Raw genomic sequence first — 13,902 nt, forward strand, 5'->3', positions numbered from 1 at the left:
GGAGCGTTCACGTGTTCTACCGGGCCAGTGTGCAGGCCGCTGCAATCCTTGCTTCCCTTTCTCTGCTGGCAGGCTGCGGACTTCTCTCCGACGGCAGCTCGAAAGAGGCGCAGAAAATAGTCGTCGGTACGACCAGTGAGCCCTCCACCCTCGATCCGGCGGCGGCGTGGGACAACTCCTGGGAGCTGATGCGGAATGTCTTCCAGACCCTGGTGAGTTTTCCCACGGGCAGCACCAGTCCCGAGCCCGATGCCGCGGAATCGTGCACGTTCACCGATACCAGCAGCACGGCCTACCGGTGCACACTCCGCAAGGGCCTGAAATTCTCCAATGGCGACAAACTCGATGCCGAGGCCGTGAAGTACTCCATCGACCGGATCAGGGACATCAAGGTCAAGGGCGGACCCGTCGGCATGCTCGGTTCGCTCGACCGGATCGAGACCAGGGGGGACGACGTCGTCGTCTTCCATCTGACCAAGCCGGACGCCACCTTCCCCTTCATCCTCGCCACTCCCGCGATGTCGCTCGTGGCGCCCAGTGACTATTCGAAGCACAAGATCCGCAGCGATGGAAAGGTCACGGGTTCCGGACCCTACCTGCTTGATTCGTACAAGCCGGGGAATCGGGCCGATCTGGTGAAGAACCCGGACTACGAGGGCTTCGCCAACCGTAAGAACGACGCCGTGACCATCCGGTACTTCAAGGAATCGGCGCCCGTGGTCGCGGCATTGAAGAAGAAGGAGATCGATGCGATCTACCGAGGCCTCACCGCCGAGGAGGTCGTCAATCTCGAGGACAACAAGGACCCGGACAGCAATCTGCAGATCGTGGAGACGGTCGGTGCGGACATCCGATTCCTGGTCTTCAACCCCGAGGACCCGGCTGCCGGGAACGTGGCCGTACGGCGGGCCATCGCCCAGCTCGTCGACCGTGACGCGCTGGTGGCCAAGGTCTACCAGGGCACCGCCGAGCCGCTGTACTCCATGGTCCCCAAGGGCATCGCCGGTCACACCACCAGCTTCTTCGACGCCTACGGCGAACCGGACAAGGGCAAGGCGAAGCAGATCCTCGCCAAGGCCGGTATCACCGGGCCCGTCGAAATGACGCTCTGGTTCACGACCGACCGATACGGCTCCTCCACGGCACCCGAGTTCGACGAGCTCAAGCGTCAGCTGGAAGCCTCCGGGCTGTTCCGGATCACGCTGCGGAGCAAGCCCTGGAAGGAGTTCCAGGACGGCTTCACCAAGGGCCAGTACCCCGTCTTCGGCCGCGGCTGGTTCCCGGACTTCCCGGACCCGGACAACTTCATCGCCCCCTTCGTGGGCAAGGACAGCATCACCGGGATGCCGTACGTGAAGAACGAGATCACCCAGCAGCTGCTGCCGCAGACCCGCAAGGAGAGCGACCGGGGAGCGGTCAGCAAGCAGTTCGAACGGGCTCAGCAGATCCTGGTCGACGACGTACGGCTGTTGCCGCTGTGGCAGGGCAAGCTGTATGTCGCCTCCGGCGAGGACATCGGCGGCGGGGAGCGCGCCTTGGACCCGCAGACGGTGATGCAGATGTGGGAGCTGTACCGCAAGGCCAGCTGGTAGGCCGGCGGCAGGGCTCGCGGGGTCCGTTGTCAGTGGCCCCCGGTAGGTTCTCGGGTGAAGAACGTATTACTTACCGGAGGTTGTTGACGTGACCGACACCGACCTGCTGCCCGAGTCGTGGCGCGGCGTCCTCGGCGAAGAGCTGCAGAAGCCCTATTTCAAGGAGCTCACCGAGTTCGTCGAGGAGGAGCGGGCCAAGGGGCCGGTCTATCCGCCGCGCGACCAGGTGTTCGCCGCCCTGGAGGCCACGCCCTACGACAAGGTGAAGGTCCTCGTCCTCGGTCAGGACCCTTACCACGGCGAGGGGCAGGGGCACGGCCTGTGCTTCTCGGTACGGCCGGGTGTGAAGACGCCGCCCTCCCTGCGGAACATCTACAAGGAAATGAAGGAGGAGCTCGGCCTGCCCGTCCCGGACAACGGATATCTGATGCCGTGGGCCGAGCAGGGCGTGCTCCTGCTCAACGCCGTGCTGACGGTGCGCGCGGGCGAGGCCAACTCGCACAAGGGCAAGGGCTGGGAGAAGTTCACCGACGCGGTGATCCGCGCGGTCGCCTCGCGGCCCGATCCGGCGGTCTTCGTGCTCTGGGGCAACTACGCCCAGAAGAAGCTCCCGCTGATCGACGAGGAACGGCATGTGGTGGTGAAGGGCGCGCACCCGTCGCCGCTCTCCGCCAAGAAGTTCTTCGGCTCCCGTCCGTTCACACAGATCAACGAGGCGGTGGCGGCGCAGGGGCACCAGGCCATCGACTGGCGCATCCCCGATCTGGGCTGACGCCGGGGCCGTCTCCCCGCCGACGGCGGGCGCCCGGAGGACAGACCCGGGGCGCCCGCCCGAGCCTCTGCGGGATTGACCGCGGCTGCGGCTAGCGTCGATCGGGAACGGGTGGACAGGAACAGGGAGGCCGCGGTGACGGAGCAGCGGGAGGCGTCGAGGGACGCCGTCATGACCAGGATCGGCCAGGCGATCATGCTGCTGCACGGCGGTGACCGGGAGGAGGCCCGCAATCGCTTCGGCGGCCTCTGGTCGGAGATCGGCGAGGACGGTGATGCCCTGCACCGCTGTACCCTCGCGCACTACATGGCCGACACGCAGGACGACCCCGGCGATGAACTGGCTTGGGACCTGCGGGCGTTGACCGCGGCTGACAGTCTGACCGACGAGCGTGCGGCGCAACATGCCGACGCGCTCGCGGTGCGGGCGTTCTACCCCTCGCTCCATCTCAATCTCGCGGCGGACTATGTGAAGCTCCAGCGTCCCGAGGCGGCCCGGATCCATCTGGACAGGGCGCGCGCCGCCTCCGATGTGCTCGCGGACGACGGGGCGGACGACGGATACGGGGGAGGGGTCCGCGCGGCGATCGCGCGGCTGGAGCTGAGGCTGCGCGAGCTGTGAGGGGTGGCCCGTCCCTGGCGGACGGGCCACCCACCCGGCTCTCTCCTGCCGGGCTCAGTGACCGTAGGTGTTCTCACAGATGCGGGACTGCGGGCTGCCCGAGGGCCAGTGCCCGTACCCCCGCCCCAGTGCGCAGACGTCCGTCCCGGAGACGGGGGCCGGCAGGGCCGGGGCGGGCGCGGTCACGGCGGGCGGGGCGTGACGCGGCCGGGGCCGTGCCGCTTCTGGGTGGTTGCGTTGTCGCGGCGCGTGGGGCGCGGCGCGCCGGGTGTCCGGCGATGTGCCGGTGGTCGGGGTGGACGCGGAGACGGACGCCTGCGGGCCCGGTACGGCTTCCAGTCTGTCGTGGGCGGGTGGCGGCATGATCTGCGGCGCCAGGTCCTGGCCGGGCCTGCTGTTCCCGGGCCGGGCCGGAACGTCGGCCTGCGGGGCCACGGACACACAGCCGGACAGCGTCGTGACGGCGACGCCGACCAGGAGCTTCACGGTGATTCTGGTTCGTTGCACCTGAGCAACTCTGCTGTGCGGACCCGGTTCGGAGTGAGCCGGGAAGCGCTGATTGGCCCGCACGAGTGACTCCGGTCAGCGCAACGTCCAATCGGAACCCAACATTCCGCGCAGCAGTTCGGTGAAGCCGGCGCGCAGTTCTTCCTCGGTCGGTACCGAGCGGTGGAACGATCCCGCGGCACACGAGAACATCAGCCCTTCGCACCAGGCCACCAGGGACAGGGTGTGCCGCTCGGGCTCGGCCGATCCGGCCGCGGTCATCAGCGCCGACAGCGGCTCGCGGAACTGCCGTCCCGTCGCGTCGAAGAACTCCCGCAGCTCCGGGCGCCGGGTCGCCTCAAGGGCGAGCTCGTAACGGCAGACCAGTAGTTCGGGATGGCGGGTGAGATAGCGGTGCAGGGCCAGCGCGAGACCGTCGATCAATGCTTGCGCATCGGTGCGCGGCCCCTGCGTCGTGTTTCCGTCGGCGCCGTGCCGCGGGCCCTGCGTCGTACCGCCGTCCGAGCCGTGCCCCGTGCCGGTGCGTGAGGTGTCGGTCGGTCCGCCGCCCGGAGCCGGAAGTTCGCCGGGCGCGAGCACCCGGGCCTCACGCTCCGCCAGCCGCCGGACCGTCGCCTCCAGCAGGGACTGCCGGGTGCGCGCGAAATTGGACGTGGAGCCCTGGGGGAGTCCGGCGCGTTCGTCCACCGCTCGGTGGGTCAGCCCGCGCATCCCGCGTTCGGCGAGGAGCGCGAGGGCGGCATCGGTGATGAGGTCGGCCCGGGAGGTGCCGGTGGTGCGTGTGGCCATGGGGCCAATCTACCTTTCTAACTACACCTGTAGTACGGTGAAGGCGTCACTACAGGTGTAGTTCCCGGGATCGAGGAGGAACGATGGACCATCCCCATGCCATCGTGATCGGCAGTGGAATAGGCGGACTCACCGCGGCGGTGGCTCTCCACGCGTGTGGCTGGCGGGTCACTGTTCTGGAACGCGCCGCCTCCCTGGAACCCGTCGGCGCCGGTATCGCCCTCGCCCCCAATTCACAGCGCGCCCTGGACGTCATCGGTCTCGGCGACGAGATCAGGTCACTCGCCGCCTGGCAGGGCGAGGGCGGCATGCGCACCCCGAGCGGCCGCTGGCTCTCCCGTACGAACAGCGCAGCCGCGACCGCGCGGTTCGGTGGCCCGCTCGTCCTGCTGCACCGGGCCGCCCTCGTCGACCGCCTGGTGGCCCGGCTGCCCGACTCCGCCGTCCGTACCGACTCCGCCGCGGAACTGCTGGACCCGGGCGTCGCGGACGGGGCGCGGGCCGTGGTCACAACGGCGTCCGGGGACATCGAGGCCGACCTCGTGATCGGCGCCGACGGCATCAGGTCCGGCGTGCGCGGAGCCCTCTTCCCGGTCCACCCCGGACCCTCGTACGCCGGGTTCACCACCTGGCGCATCGTCGTCCCCGCGCCCGAGCGGCCCTTCGCCCCGCACGAGACCTGGGGGCGTGGCGCCCTCTGGGGCACCCAGCCGCTCAAGGACGGCCGGATCTACGCCTACGGGGCCGCTGTGGCTCCCGCCGGTGCCCGTGCCGCCGACGACGAGAAGGCGGAGCTGATGCGGCGGTTCGGCAGCTGGCACGACCCGATCCCCGCGATCATCGCCGCCGCCGAGCCCGGCCAGGTGCTCCGCAACGACGTGCACCAACTGATCGACCCCCTGCCGTCCTTCCACCGCGGGCGCGTCGTCCTCCTCGGCGACTCCGCGCATGCCATGGCACCCAGCCTGGGACAGGGCGGCAACCAGGCCGTCGAGGACGCGATCGTGCTCGCCCACCATGTGACGCCCGAGGGGGACCTCGGCGCGGGTCTGGCGGCGTACACCGCCGACCGGCTGCCCCGTACATCCGCCGTCGTCCGCAAGGCGGCCCAGGCCGCGCGGCTGATGTGTCTGACGAGTGGTCCGGCCGTGGCGCTGCGCGACGCGCTGATGTCCGTCGCTTCGCGGCTCGGGCCCACGCTGGTCCTGCGGACCTTCGACGGCATCGCGGACTGGCGGCCGCCGCAGCACACGTATGCTGCCCGGACGAAGGAGGCGCACAGGTCACCGCGGTAGACATCGGTCCGAAGGGCTCTACGGGGCACCCTCGTCCGGCGGCACCGCACGGGCCCGCGCCGGACAGTGAGAGGGAGACCCCTGTGAAGGTCGGCTGCATCGGACTCGGCGACATCGCGAAGAAGGCGTATCTGCCGGTTCTGACCACTCGGCCCGGGGTCGAACTGCATCTGCAGACCCGTACCCCCGCCACCCTGACCGAGGTCGCCGAGTCCCACCGGATCCCGTCCGGGCAGTGCCACACCGATCTGGAATCGCTGCTCGACCAGGGGCTGGACGCCGCCTTCGTCCACGCGCCGACGGCCGTGCACCCGGAGATCGTGGCCCGGCTGCTGGACGCGGGCGTCGCCACGTACGTCGACAAGCCGCTGGCCTACGAACTCGCCGATTCCGAAAGGCTGGTGAGTCTTGCAGAGGAGCGCGGGGTGAGCCTGGCCGTCGGTTTCAACCGCAGGGTCGCGCCCGGCTACGCGCAGTGTGCCGAACACCCGCGCGAGCTGATCCTCATGCAGAAGAACCGGGTGGGCCTGCCCGAGGACCCCCGCACCATGGTGCTCGACGACTTCATCCACGTCGTCGACACCCTGCGCTTCCTGGTTCCGGGGCCGGTCGAGCACACCGCTGTGCAGGCCAGGATCCGCGACGGGCTGATGCACCATGTCGTGCTGCAGCTGTCCGGCGACGGATTCACCGCCATCGGGATGATGAACCGGCTCAGCGGCTCGACCGAGGAGCGGCTGGAGGTCTCGGGGCAGGACTCCAAGCGAGAGGTCGTCAACCTCGCCGAGGTGATCGACCACAAGGGGCAGCCGAGCGTACGGCGGCGCGGCGACTGGGTGTCCGTGGCCCGGCAGCGCGGCATCGAGCAGAGCGTGCTGTCCTTCCTGGGAGCTGTGCGAGCCGGAAAGGTGCTCAGCGCCGAGGACGCCCTGCGCACCCACGAGCTGTGCGAGCGCATCCTGCGCGACCTGGACGTTGCCTGAGTCCGGAGGAACCACCGCCTGCCTTTTGACCGGACGTCGTCCCGGGGCCACCGACCCCCGGGATGCGTCGGGCCCCACCCCGATGCAGGCTGGGGTGATGGACCACCGGCCCGTGGAGGTGACCTCGTGAGGCCCCACGACGAGCCAAAGGGCTGGGGAGCGCTCCAGCCGCCGCCCGGCTACTACTCGGCCGACGGGCGGCCGCCCGACGCGATGCAGCGCGCGCTGATCCTCGACTGGGCGGTCAATCAGCGGATCGCGAGCGGCTGGCGTGTGGAGTCCCGTTCCGAGACCCAGGTCGTCATGGTCCGTGGCCGACCGCTGAACCATGTGCTGCACGCCGTCCTCATGGTCTTCACCTGCTTTCTCTGGGGCGGCGTGTGGCTGGCGCTGGCCGTGACGAACAGGGTCGAGCGTGTCGCGCTCACCGTCGACGCCCAGGGCCACATCGTCTCCGTGCGCGGCCCGGGATAGTGCGGGAGGCGGTCCCCGGTCCGGGCCGGGCCGAAGCGGTCGGCCCGACGGTCCCTGAGCGTGAGGAATCCATCGGGCCCGAGGACTCCACCGGAACCGCCGCAGCCCTCTCCCCGGCCGGTCCGTCCCGGTCACGCCTGCGCAACCACCGCACCCCCTCGAAGGCGCAGAACACGGCCAGCACCGCCACCGCCCCCTGCACGGGCCAGTCGCCCAGCCGCACATAGAGCGTCGTACCGGACGCCAGCGGTACGTCGTACACGACGGCGCCGCTCGTGTCCGTACCGAGCGGCTCACCGACCCGGGCCCCCTGCGGGTCGTACACCGCGCTGATGCCGGTGAGCGTGGCATGCACCATCGGGCGGCCGTTCTCGGCGGCACGCAGCGCTCCGAGCGAGGCGTGCTGTGCGGGAGCCCAGCTGTGCTGGAACGTCGACGTCGACGACTGGGCGATCAGCACCTGAGCGCCGTCCAGGGTCAGCCGCCGGCTCATGTCGGGGAACGCGGACTCGAAGCAGATCAGCGGACCGATGCGCAGCCCCTTCCCGCCGAGCGCCGAGGGCAGCCACATCGTCACCGGGTGGGTGCCCCGCAGTCGGTCCTCGCCCGCGGCCTTGCCCAGGGATGTGACCCACCCGAGCACCGACCGGGCCGGGACGTACTCACCGAACGGCACCAGCCGCATCTTGTCGTACCGGTCCCCGGTCAGCCCGTCCGGGCCCACCAGCACGGCGGACTTGAAGATCCCGGTCCGCCTCGACCCGCCGGTGTGCCGGGCGTCCATGTTGACCAGCACATCCGCGCCCAGCCGACGCGAGAGGGCCGCGATCCGGGCAGTGATGTCCGGGTGCCGGGAGAGGTCCACACCGACACTGCTCTCGCCCCACACCACCAGATCGAGATCGCGCCCCACCAGAGAGCCGGTCAGCCGCTCACTGACCGCCAGACGGCGCTCGACGCTCCGCGGACCCGTGATCACTCCTGGCTGCACGACGGCGATCCTGGCCACGCCCGACTGCTCGGGCCGCGGCGCCCACTGAGCCATCGTCCCCACGGCCAAGGCGCACACCGCGAGGCCTACGACGGCGACCGTACGGGCGGCGGCGGTCACGAACAGCAGGGCGACCGCGGTGTTCACCGCCACCAGCAGAAGGCTCACCAGCCACACTCCGCCGACGGACGCCACCCGCAGTGCCGGAGTCACCTCCCACTGGCTGGCACCGAGCAGCCCCCAGGGACCGCCGAGACCCTGCCAGGAACGGACCAGTTCGATCATCAGCCAGCCGCACGGCACCACGACGACCGCGGTCGCCGCGTTCGCGGCGGACACCGGCCCGCGCAGCACCCGGAGGACCAGCAGCCCCCAGGGCGCCCACAGCAGACCGAGCAGCGCCGCCAGGATCACGAGGAAGACATGGAGGCTCGGCAACAGCCATTGGTGCACGGCGAGCAGGTAGCCCATCCCGCCGAGCCAGCCGTCGAGCGCCGCCCTGCGTCCCGTATCGGCGGAGCGGATCAGCAGCAGCCACGGCACCAGTGCGACCGGGGCGAGCCACCACAGGGACGGCGCGGGGAACGCGAGCGCGGGCAGCGCACCGGCGAGCAGTGCGAGACAGCCTCGCCACCGGCCGGACCGCAGTATCCGCTCCCACTGCTCGCGCCGACCGGCCGGAATTCGCATGCCGCGCCTCCTCGTCCCGCCTGATCAGCAGTCTCCCCCCTGGCTCCCCGTTCCGCAGTTCTTCCCCCGGGCCGGGGAGCGGAAGCCCCGACGGCGGGATCAGCCCGGCAGGAGCGAGTCGGTGGTACCGCGCCACCTCTCGTGGACGGTGACGGCACGGATCCGCCAGCCGCTCCCCGTACGCGCCAGCGTGAAGGTGTACCGCCCGCCGGAGACGAAGTTCGGCGCGCCCGCCCGCGCCCCGGAGCCGTCCCCGCCCCCTCCCGCGCTCTCCAGCCGCATCGGGTTGACGTAGTCGGCCCGCACCTCGGCGCGGTCGCCCGGACAGCCGTCCAGGTCCGGGAGGGCGACCAGACGGTTGACGATCAGGTGCTGGCGTACGGGGAAGAGCCGCATGGTCTCCGCGAGCCACCGGGCGACCTCGGCCGCGGACCCCTCGATACCGCCCGCACCGCGGTAGTCGGCACGGCCGTCCTCGGCGAACAGGGCGCGGTAGTCCGCCCATGCACCGTCGTCCACCGCCCTCGCATAGCCGCTGATCACTTCATCGATGGACAACCGGTCCATCACGGTCGCGAGATCCACGCGCTGCGTCATCGGGCCAGTGTCCGCCCCCCGGCGTGCGAGGCCAAGGGGCGTGCACGCACGGCGGGGGGCGATGCCGTCAGCAGGGCACCACCGCCACCGGGCCGAGCGCGTGCGTGAGCGTGGTCTGCGCGACCGGGGAGAGCCCGAGCCCGAGGGACTCACCGCCCTTGCGCCGCCCGATCACGGTCAGTGCCGCGGTGGCCGAGGCGGTGACCAGGGTGCGTGAGGCGGAGCCGCCGACGGGTTCCCTGACGACCTCGACCTGCGGGTACCTCTCCCGCCAGCGCGCGGTGACTTCGGCGAGACTCCGTTCGGCCGCACCTGCCGCCGCGTCCCGGTCGAAGACGGGTCCGCCCGACAGCATCGAGGAGAACATCGTCCAGCCGTGCACGATCCGCAGTCGCGCACCGGGACGGGAGGCGGCCGTCGAGAACGCGAACTCCAGCACTGCTTCACTGCTCTCGTCGGCGGCGACGCCCGCGACGATGTCGGGGAAGGCCTCCTTCGACTCCTCCTCGTGCTCGTCGGACGGTCCGCTGTGGATGACGACGACGGGGCACCTGGCCATCGAGGCGATCGCCAGGCTGTTGGAGCCGAGCATCAGTGACCGGAAGCCTCCCAGACCGCGCGAGCCGACGACGACCAGCGAGGCCTCGTTGCTGAGCGAGGTCAGCGCCGCCGCGGGAAAGTCCAGCGGCGCGAGCGTCCTCGGGTGCAGATCGGGAGCGATCCCGGCCACCCGTCGCACGGACCGGGTGAGCAACTCCTCCGCCTCGCGCCGCTGTGCTTCCGGGACGGCGCGGCGGGTCGGCGTGCGGGCATGCACGATCATCAGCGGGAGCCTCCGGCGGACGGCTTCGTGAGCGGCCCAGTCGAGCGCCTCACCGCTGTGCGACGAGCCGTCGACTGCTGCGATCACGGGAAGCTCGTTGGCGGTCATGATTCCCTCCAGGTTCCGGCGGTACATGTCCCACACTGGTACGCGCTCACGTGGCGCGGCAGGGACTTTCGGCCCCATCTGCCGGGAATCCGGACGGATGCCACCACTGGTTTACGGCCGTCGCACGCCATGTAGGGGCCGCATGCCACGTAAGGTACGGCCGGTCGGGCGTCCGGCGACGGCATCCGGTACCCCGCTCGGCGTACCGCGACCGCCTACGCGGCTGCGGCCGGGCGCCGGTGCGGGCGGTCGTCGCCCCGCGAAGGGTGGGGGCGCTCCCGCCGCCCGGTGCGTACCAGCCGCTCCTCGACCTTTTCTCGGGGCAGGCCCCAGCGTGTGCAGCGGACGCGACGATCCTTCAGCGCCGCGGGCGCGAGACGTGGAGCCCCTGATGGCTCCGGATCGCGCTTGCGACCGAGCGTCAGAAGGCCACGCCGACTCGTTCGCGCCCCCACCGGTCCGGGGTCAACCCGTCTTCTCCGTCATGTGGGCGGCGTCCAGTGCCGGGGCGATCACGGCGAAGGCCCGGTCGATCAGTTCCATCGGGTCCTCGGTGCCGTCGCTGTCGCTCCACCGCTGCAGCACGGCGTCGAAGGCGGCCAGCGCCATTCCGGCGGCCAGCTGCGGGTACAGATCGGTGTCGGGGACCGGCCCCGGACGATGAGTCAGCTCCGCCGTCAGGTCGGAGCGCCACTGTGCCTGGCGCTCCAGGAAGCGTGCGAGCAGGGCGGGGGTGCGCAGAATCAGCTGAACCACGCGCAGTGCCCTGTCGCAATGGTCGGCGCAGGCGGCGATGGGGAGCGCGACAGCGTGCCGCAGTGCCACGGAGGGCCGCTCCTCGACGGGGCGAGCCGCCAGCTCGGCCCGGATGCCGGTGCCCATGTCGGCCAGGAACTGGACGACCACGTCCTCCTTGGACGCGAAGTACCGGAAGAACGTCCGCTTGGACACGCCGGCGGCGGTCACGATCTCGTCGATGGTGACCGCGTCGAAGCCCTTCAGCGCCAGCAGTTGCAGCGCCGCTTCGGTCAACTCGTTCGAGACGAGCTGACGTTTGCGCTGGGCCATGGTCACTTCAGGACGGGAACTCACCGCATCATCGTAACGCCATGCCCTGCGTGACACCAAGGAGCGTATTGACACTTGGTGTCACCGAAGGCAATCTGTGCCGCATGACACAGCAGCAGAGCTGGACTGCCGAGCAGATCCCGGACCAGACCGATCGGGTGTTCGTCGTCACCGGGGCCAATAGCGGGCTCGGCCTGGCGACCACCCGGGCGCTCGTCCGCCGGGGCGGGTGCGTGATCCTTGCGGTACGTGACGAGGAGAGGGGGCGCCGGGCGGTCGCGGAGATCACGGCCGAGCAACCGGACGCCGACCTCGAGGTCCGCCACCTCGACCTCGCCGACCTCGACTCGGTCCGGACCTTCGCGGAGCAGTTGCACGCCGACCATTCGAGGCTGGACGTGCTCGTCAACAACGCCGGCGTGATGGCACCGCCCCGGTCGACCAGCGCGCAGGGCCACGAGCTGCAGTTCGCCTGCAATCATCTCGGCCACTTCGCGCTCACCGGGTTGCTGCTCGACCTGCTGGCTGCCGGGCGCGACCCGCGCGTGGTCACGGTGAGTTCGATCAATCACCGGCAGGGACGCATCCACTTCGACGACCTCGCCGGTGAGCGCCGGTACAAACCCATGGCCTTCTACAATCAGTCGAAGCTCGCGAACGCCGTGTTCGGCAGGGAACTCCACCGGCGGCTGACCGAGGTCGGCAGCCCGGTGCGCAGCGTGCTCGCACATCCCGGCTACACCGCCACCAACCTGCAGAAGGGTGCCGTCGCCCTGTGGCGGGTGGTGTTCGGCCGCATAGGCGGCCCGCTCTTCGCCCAGGCCCCGGCGCAGGGCGCGCTGCCGCAGTTGTACGCGGCGACCGATCCGAACGCGGAGAGCGGTGACTTCATCGGGCCGGACGGTCCGGCCGAACTGCGCGGCGCGCCGACTCGGGTGCGGCTGTCCTCCGCGGCGGCCGATGCCGGGACGGCCCGTCGTCTGTGGGAGGTGTCGGAAGAAATGACCGACGTGCGGTTCGAACTCAGAGCCCGGTGACTCTGGCGCTCGCCGACAGCTCGTAGACCAGGGTGACCGTGCGGCGGCCGCCGGGTGGGAGGGTGACATCCCAGCGGGCGATGCCCTCGGCGTCGACCACGTCGGGGGCCGGGGAGCACGAATCCTCGTGCAGGCGTATCTCCACGGCCGAGACCTCGGAGACCGGTATCCGCTCCCGGAGGACGACCATCCGCTCGCCGTGCTCCCCGGGGGCGGAGAACCGGGACAGATGCAGCCGGACCGTACGGGTGACCACGGTCCGGTGGGTGATACCGGCGGAGTCGCGGGACTCCTCGGCCTGCCGGACCACCCTGTAGTCGTCGCGGCTGCCGAAGGCCAGCTCGACGGGGACGCCCGGGGCAGTGAAGTCCAGCGTGCCGCGGCCGCTGAACCCGCTGCCGCGGACCAGGTCCACGGGCCCGGCGAGCAGCGCGTGGCCGGACAGAGTGCCGAACCGCACCACCTGGGTGGCCAAGGGGGACAAGGCCGGTGCGCAGGCGTACTCACTGCGCGCGGCCGTCGTGAATGCGGAGAGCGGCACTCGGTGGGCGCGGCCGTCACCCGGCACCGAGACCGGCACGGGGGATCTCAGCACCCGTGTCTCGCCGCCGTCGTCCACCCCCGGCAGGCCGAGCACCGGGGCCGGGCCGAGGGTCCCGATCTCCTCCTCGCGCAGTTCGACGTCGACCGTGCGGCGCTCCGCCGCGGAGCGGTCCTTGAGCGTCAGCCGGTCCTCGCCCAGCCGTGGCGGATCGGTCGCCGACGCCGAGCGGGCCGTCGACAGTGTCAGCCGTACGTCCGACCAGTCCTGCCCGGTGCGCTGCCAGACCATCGCGTCGGTCTCCAGGGTCAGGAAGTCCCCGTCGAGCACGGCCCGGTACGCGGGACGCCACAGCGCACACGGGGTGAGATGGCTCAGGAGCAGCTCGACGGGCCCGGCGACCGCGGCCTTCACCGTCAACTCGATGTGGCCGACCAGCTCGGCGGGCTCCTCCTCGGAGAGATCCATGGCCCGGCGGGCTTCCCCGAGTTCGACCGCGAGGGCGGCCAGCCGGGCCTCCACGGCACGGAGCCGCTCGCCGTGCATGTCACGCTCGTGGTCCACCCGGTCCAGTTCGCGTGCCCAGCGGGGCCGTTCGCTCCCCCCGGAGCCGGCGCCTTCGCCGATCTCCCGCAGCACGTCGGCGGCGAGGCGGCCGAGCAGGTCGAGGCGGGCATGCAGCCGGTCGCGTCGCTGCCCCAGGGCAAGCCGCTCCTCTTCGAGGGTGCGTACGCGGTGGCGCAGGGCGGAGTCGTCGTCGGCGGACGGCAGCGGCCCGCGCGGCATCCAGCTGCGGACGATCCGCACGTCGAGCACGGTCGCGAGATGATCGGCGGTCAGCTCGGCATGGAGGGTCCGGTCGACGGCCAGCGCACTGACCGGGTCGAGACGCAGCCGCTGGACCCCGGCCTCCAGGTCGAGTACGACGGCGCGCTCGACGCGGGCGCGATCCTCAAGGCACGTGACGGCGGTGACGGGGAGGGCGATCGGCTTCGGGGCCGTGGGCATGGCGTG

The 13,902-nt window shown here is 70.9% G+C and carries 14 protein-coding genes; 7 read left to right on the plus strand and 7 right to left on the minus strand.

What is annotated here, in order from left to right:
• Nucleotides 1–11 precede the first annotated feature (11 nt).
• The 3 genes from ACIOHC_RS19825 (at nt 12) to ACIOHC_RS19835 (ending at nt 2,985) form a co-directional block, all read left to right on the plus strand.
• Nucleotides 12–1,592: an ABC transporter substrate-binding protein gene (locus tag ACIOHC_RS19825; RefSeq protein ID WP_351072870.1), complete on the plus strand. Its 1,581-nt coding sequence runs from the start codon at nt 12–14 to the stop codon at nt 1,590–1,592.
• A gap of 88 nt (nt 1,593–1,680) precedes the next feature.
• Entirely contained in the window at nt 1,681–2,364 is a 684-nt protein-coding gene (locus ACIOHC_RS19830) for a uracil-DNA glycosylase (protein ID WP_351072868.1), read from the plus strand.
• Nucleotides 2,365–2,499: 135 nt separating this feature from the next.
• On the plus strand, nt 2,500–2,985 hold the full coding sequence (locus ACIOHC_RS19835; RefSeq protein WP_365694307.1) for a hypothetical protein: 486 nt from the start codon (nt 2,500–2,502) through the stop codon (nt 2,983–2,985).
• A gap of 54 nt (nt 2,986–3,039) precedes the next feature.
• On the opposite strand, the gene ACIOHC_RS19840 is transcribed toward ACIOHC_RS19835, so the two are convergent.
• Nucleotides 3,040–3,492, minus strand: coding sequence for a hypothetical protein (locus tag ACIOHC_RS19840; RefSeq protein ID WP_365694306.1), 453 nt, complete (start codon nt 3,490–3,492; stop codon nt 3,040–3,042).
• 75 nt (nt 3,493–3,567) lie between these two features.
• A complete protein-coding gene (locus ACIOHC_RS19845) occupies nt 3,568–4,281 on the minus strand; it encodes a TetR family transcriptional regulator (protein WP_351072863.1) in 714 nt (237 codons plus the stop codon).
• Nucleotides 4,282–4,364: 83 nt separating this feature from the next.
• On the opposite strand from ACIOHC_RS19845, the gene ACIOHC_RS19850 reads away from it, so the two are divergent.
• From ACIOHC_RS19850 to ACIOHC_RS19860, 3 genes are all read left to right on the plus strand, one after another.
• On the plus strand, nt 4,365–5,576 hold the full coding sequence (locus ACIOHC_RS19850; protein WP_351072862.1) for an FAD-dependent monooxygenase: 1,212 nt from the start codon (nt 4,365–4,367) through the stop codon (nt 5,574–5,576).
• Nucleotides 5,577–5,659: 83 nt separating this feature from the next.
• The gene (locus ACIOHC_RS19855) at nt 5,660–6,559 is read left to right on the plus strand and encodes a Gfo/Idh/MocA family oxidoreductase (RefSeq protein ID WP_351072860.1); all 900 of its coding nucleotides are present in this window, start codon (nt 5,660–5,662) and stop codon (nt 6,557–6,559) included.
• Nucleotides 6,560–6,685: 126 nt separating this feature from the next.
• Nucleotides 6,686–7,033 (plus strand): hypothetical protein, encoded by a 348-nt coding sequence (locus ACIOHC_RS19860; RefSeq protein WP_351072858.1) that lies wholly within the window; start codon nt 6,686–6,688, stop codon nt 7,031–7,033.
• Here the strand turns inward: ACIOHC_RS19860 and lnt are convergent.
• The 4 genes from lnt to ACIOHC_RS19880 all read right to left on the minus strand — a co-directional run bounded on the left by lnt (nt 6,984) and on the right by ACIOHC_RS19880 (nt 11,310).
• Complete coding sequence (gene lnt / locus ACIOHC_RS19865) at nt 6,984–8,714, minus strand: apolipoprotein N-acyltransferase (protein ID WP_351072856.1); 1,731 nt, start codon at nt 8,712–8,714, stop codon at nt 6,984–6,986. The genes ACIOHC_RS19860 and lnt overlap by 50 nt on opposite strands.
• A 99-nt stretch (nt 8,715–8,813) precedes the next feature.
• Nucleotides 8,814–9,311 carry a nuclear transport factor 2 family protein gene (locus ACIOHC_RS19870; protein ID WP_351072854.1) on the minus strand — a complete coding sequence of 166 codons (498 nt, stop codon included), beginning with the start codon at nt 9,309–9,311 and terminating at the stop codon, nt 8,814–8,816.
• 67 nt (nt 9,312–9,378) lie between these two features.
• Nucleotides 9,379–10,242 carry a universal stress protein gene (locus ACIOHC_RS19875; RefSeq protein WP_365694304.1) on the minus strand — a complete coding sequence of 288 codons (864 nt, stop codon included), beginning with the start codon at nt 10,240–10,242 and terminating at the stop codon, nt 9,379–9,381.
• 465 nt (nt 10,243–10,707) lie between these two features.
• The gene (locus ACIOHC_RS19880) at nt 10,708–11,310 is read right to left on the minus strand and encodes a TetR family transcriptional regulator (protein WP_351073213.1); all 603 of its coding nucleotides are present in this window, start codon (nt 11,308–11,310) and stop codon (nt 10,708–10,710) included.
• Nucleotides 11,311–11,414: 104 nt separating this feature from the next.
• On the opposite strand from ACIOHC_RS19880, the gene ACIOHC_RS19885 reads away from it, so the two are divergent.
• On the plus strand, nt 11,415–12,347 hold the full coding sequence (locus tag ACIOHC_RS19885) for an oxidoreductase (protein WP_351072850.1): 933 nt from the start codon (nt 11,415–11,417) through the stop codon (nt 12,345–12,347).
• Here the strand turns inward: ACIOHC_RS19885 and ACIOHC_RS19890 are convergent.
• Nucleotides 12,334–13,896 carry a DUF4139 domain-containing protein gene (locus ACIOHC_RS19890; protein WP_365694302.1) on the minus strand — a complete coding sequence of 521 codons (1,563 nt, stop codon included), beginning with the start codon at nt 13,894–13,896 and terminating at the stop codon, nt 12,334–12,336. The two genes, ACIOHC_RS19885 and ACIOHC_RS19890, sit on opposite strands and share 14 nt — an antisense overlap.
• Between the last annotated feature and the right edge of the window lie 6 nt (nt 13,897–13,902).

Origin of the sequence: Streptomyces sp. NPDC088252, assembly GCF_044740965.1 — a bacterium.
Lineage (GTDB): Bacteria > Actinomycetota > Actinomycetes > Streptomycetales > Streptomycetaceae > Streptomyces.

Excerpts from the sequence above, each read along its gene's own strand:
- ACIOHC_RS19885 (WP_351072850.1), top strand. The coding sequence starts at position 11,415 with ATGACACAGCAGCAGAGCTGGACTGCCGAGCAGATCCCGGACCAGACC.
- ACIOHC_RS19890 (WP_365694302.1), bottom strand. The coding sequence starts at position 13,896 with ATGCCCACGGCCCCGAAGCCGATCGCCCTCCCCGTCACCGCCGTCACG.
- lnt (WP_351072856.1), bottom strand. The coding sequence starts at position 8,714 with ATGCGAATTCCGGCCGGTCGGCGCGAGCAGTGGGAGCGGATACTGCGG.
- ACIOHC_RS19845 (WP_351072863.1), bottom strand. The coding sequence starts at position 4,281 with ATGGCCACACGCACCACCGGCACCTCCCGGGCCGACCTCATCACCGAT.
- ACIOHC_RS19875 (WP_365694304.1), bottom strand. The coding sequence starts at position 10,242 with ATGACCGCCAACGAGCTTCCCGTGATCGCAGCAGTCGACGGCTCGTCG.
- ACIOHC_RS19850 (WP_351072862.1), top strand. The coding sequence starts at position 4,365 with ATGGACCATCCCCATGCCATCGTGATCGGCAGTGGAATAGGCGGACTC.
- ACIOHC_RS19880 (WP_351073213.1), bottom strand. The coding sequence starts at position 11,310 with ATGGCCCAGCGCAAACGTCAGCTCGTCTCGAACGAGTTGACCGAAGCG.
- ACIOHC_RS19870 (WP_351072854.1), bottom strand. The coding sequence starts at position 9,311 with ATGACGCAGCGCGTGGATCTCGCGACCGTGATGGACCGGTTGTCCATC.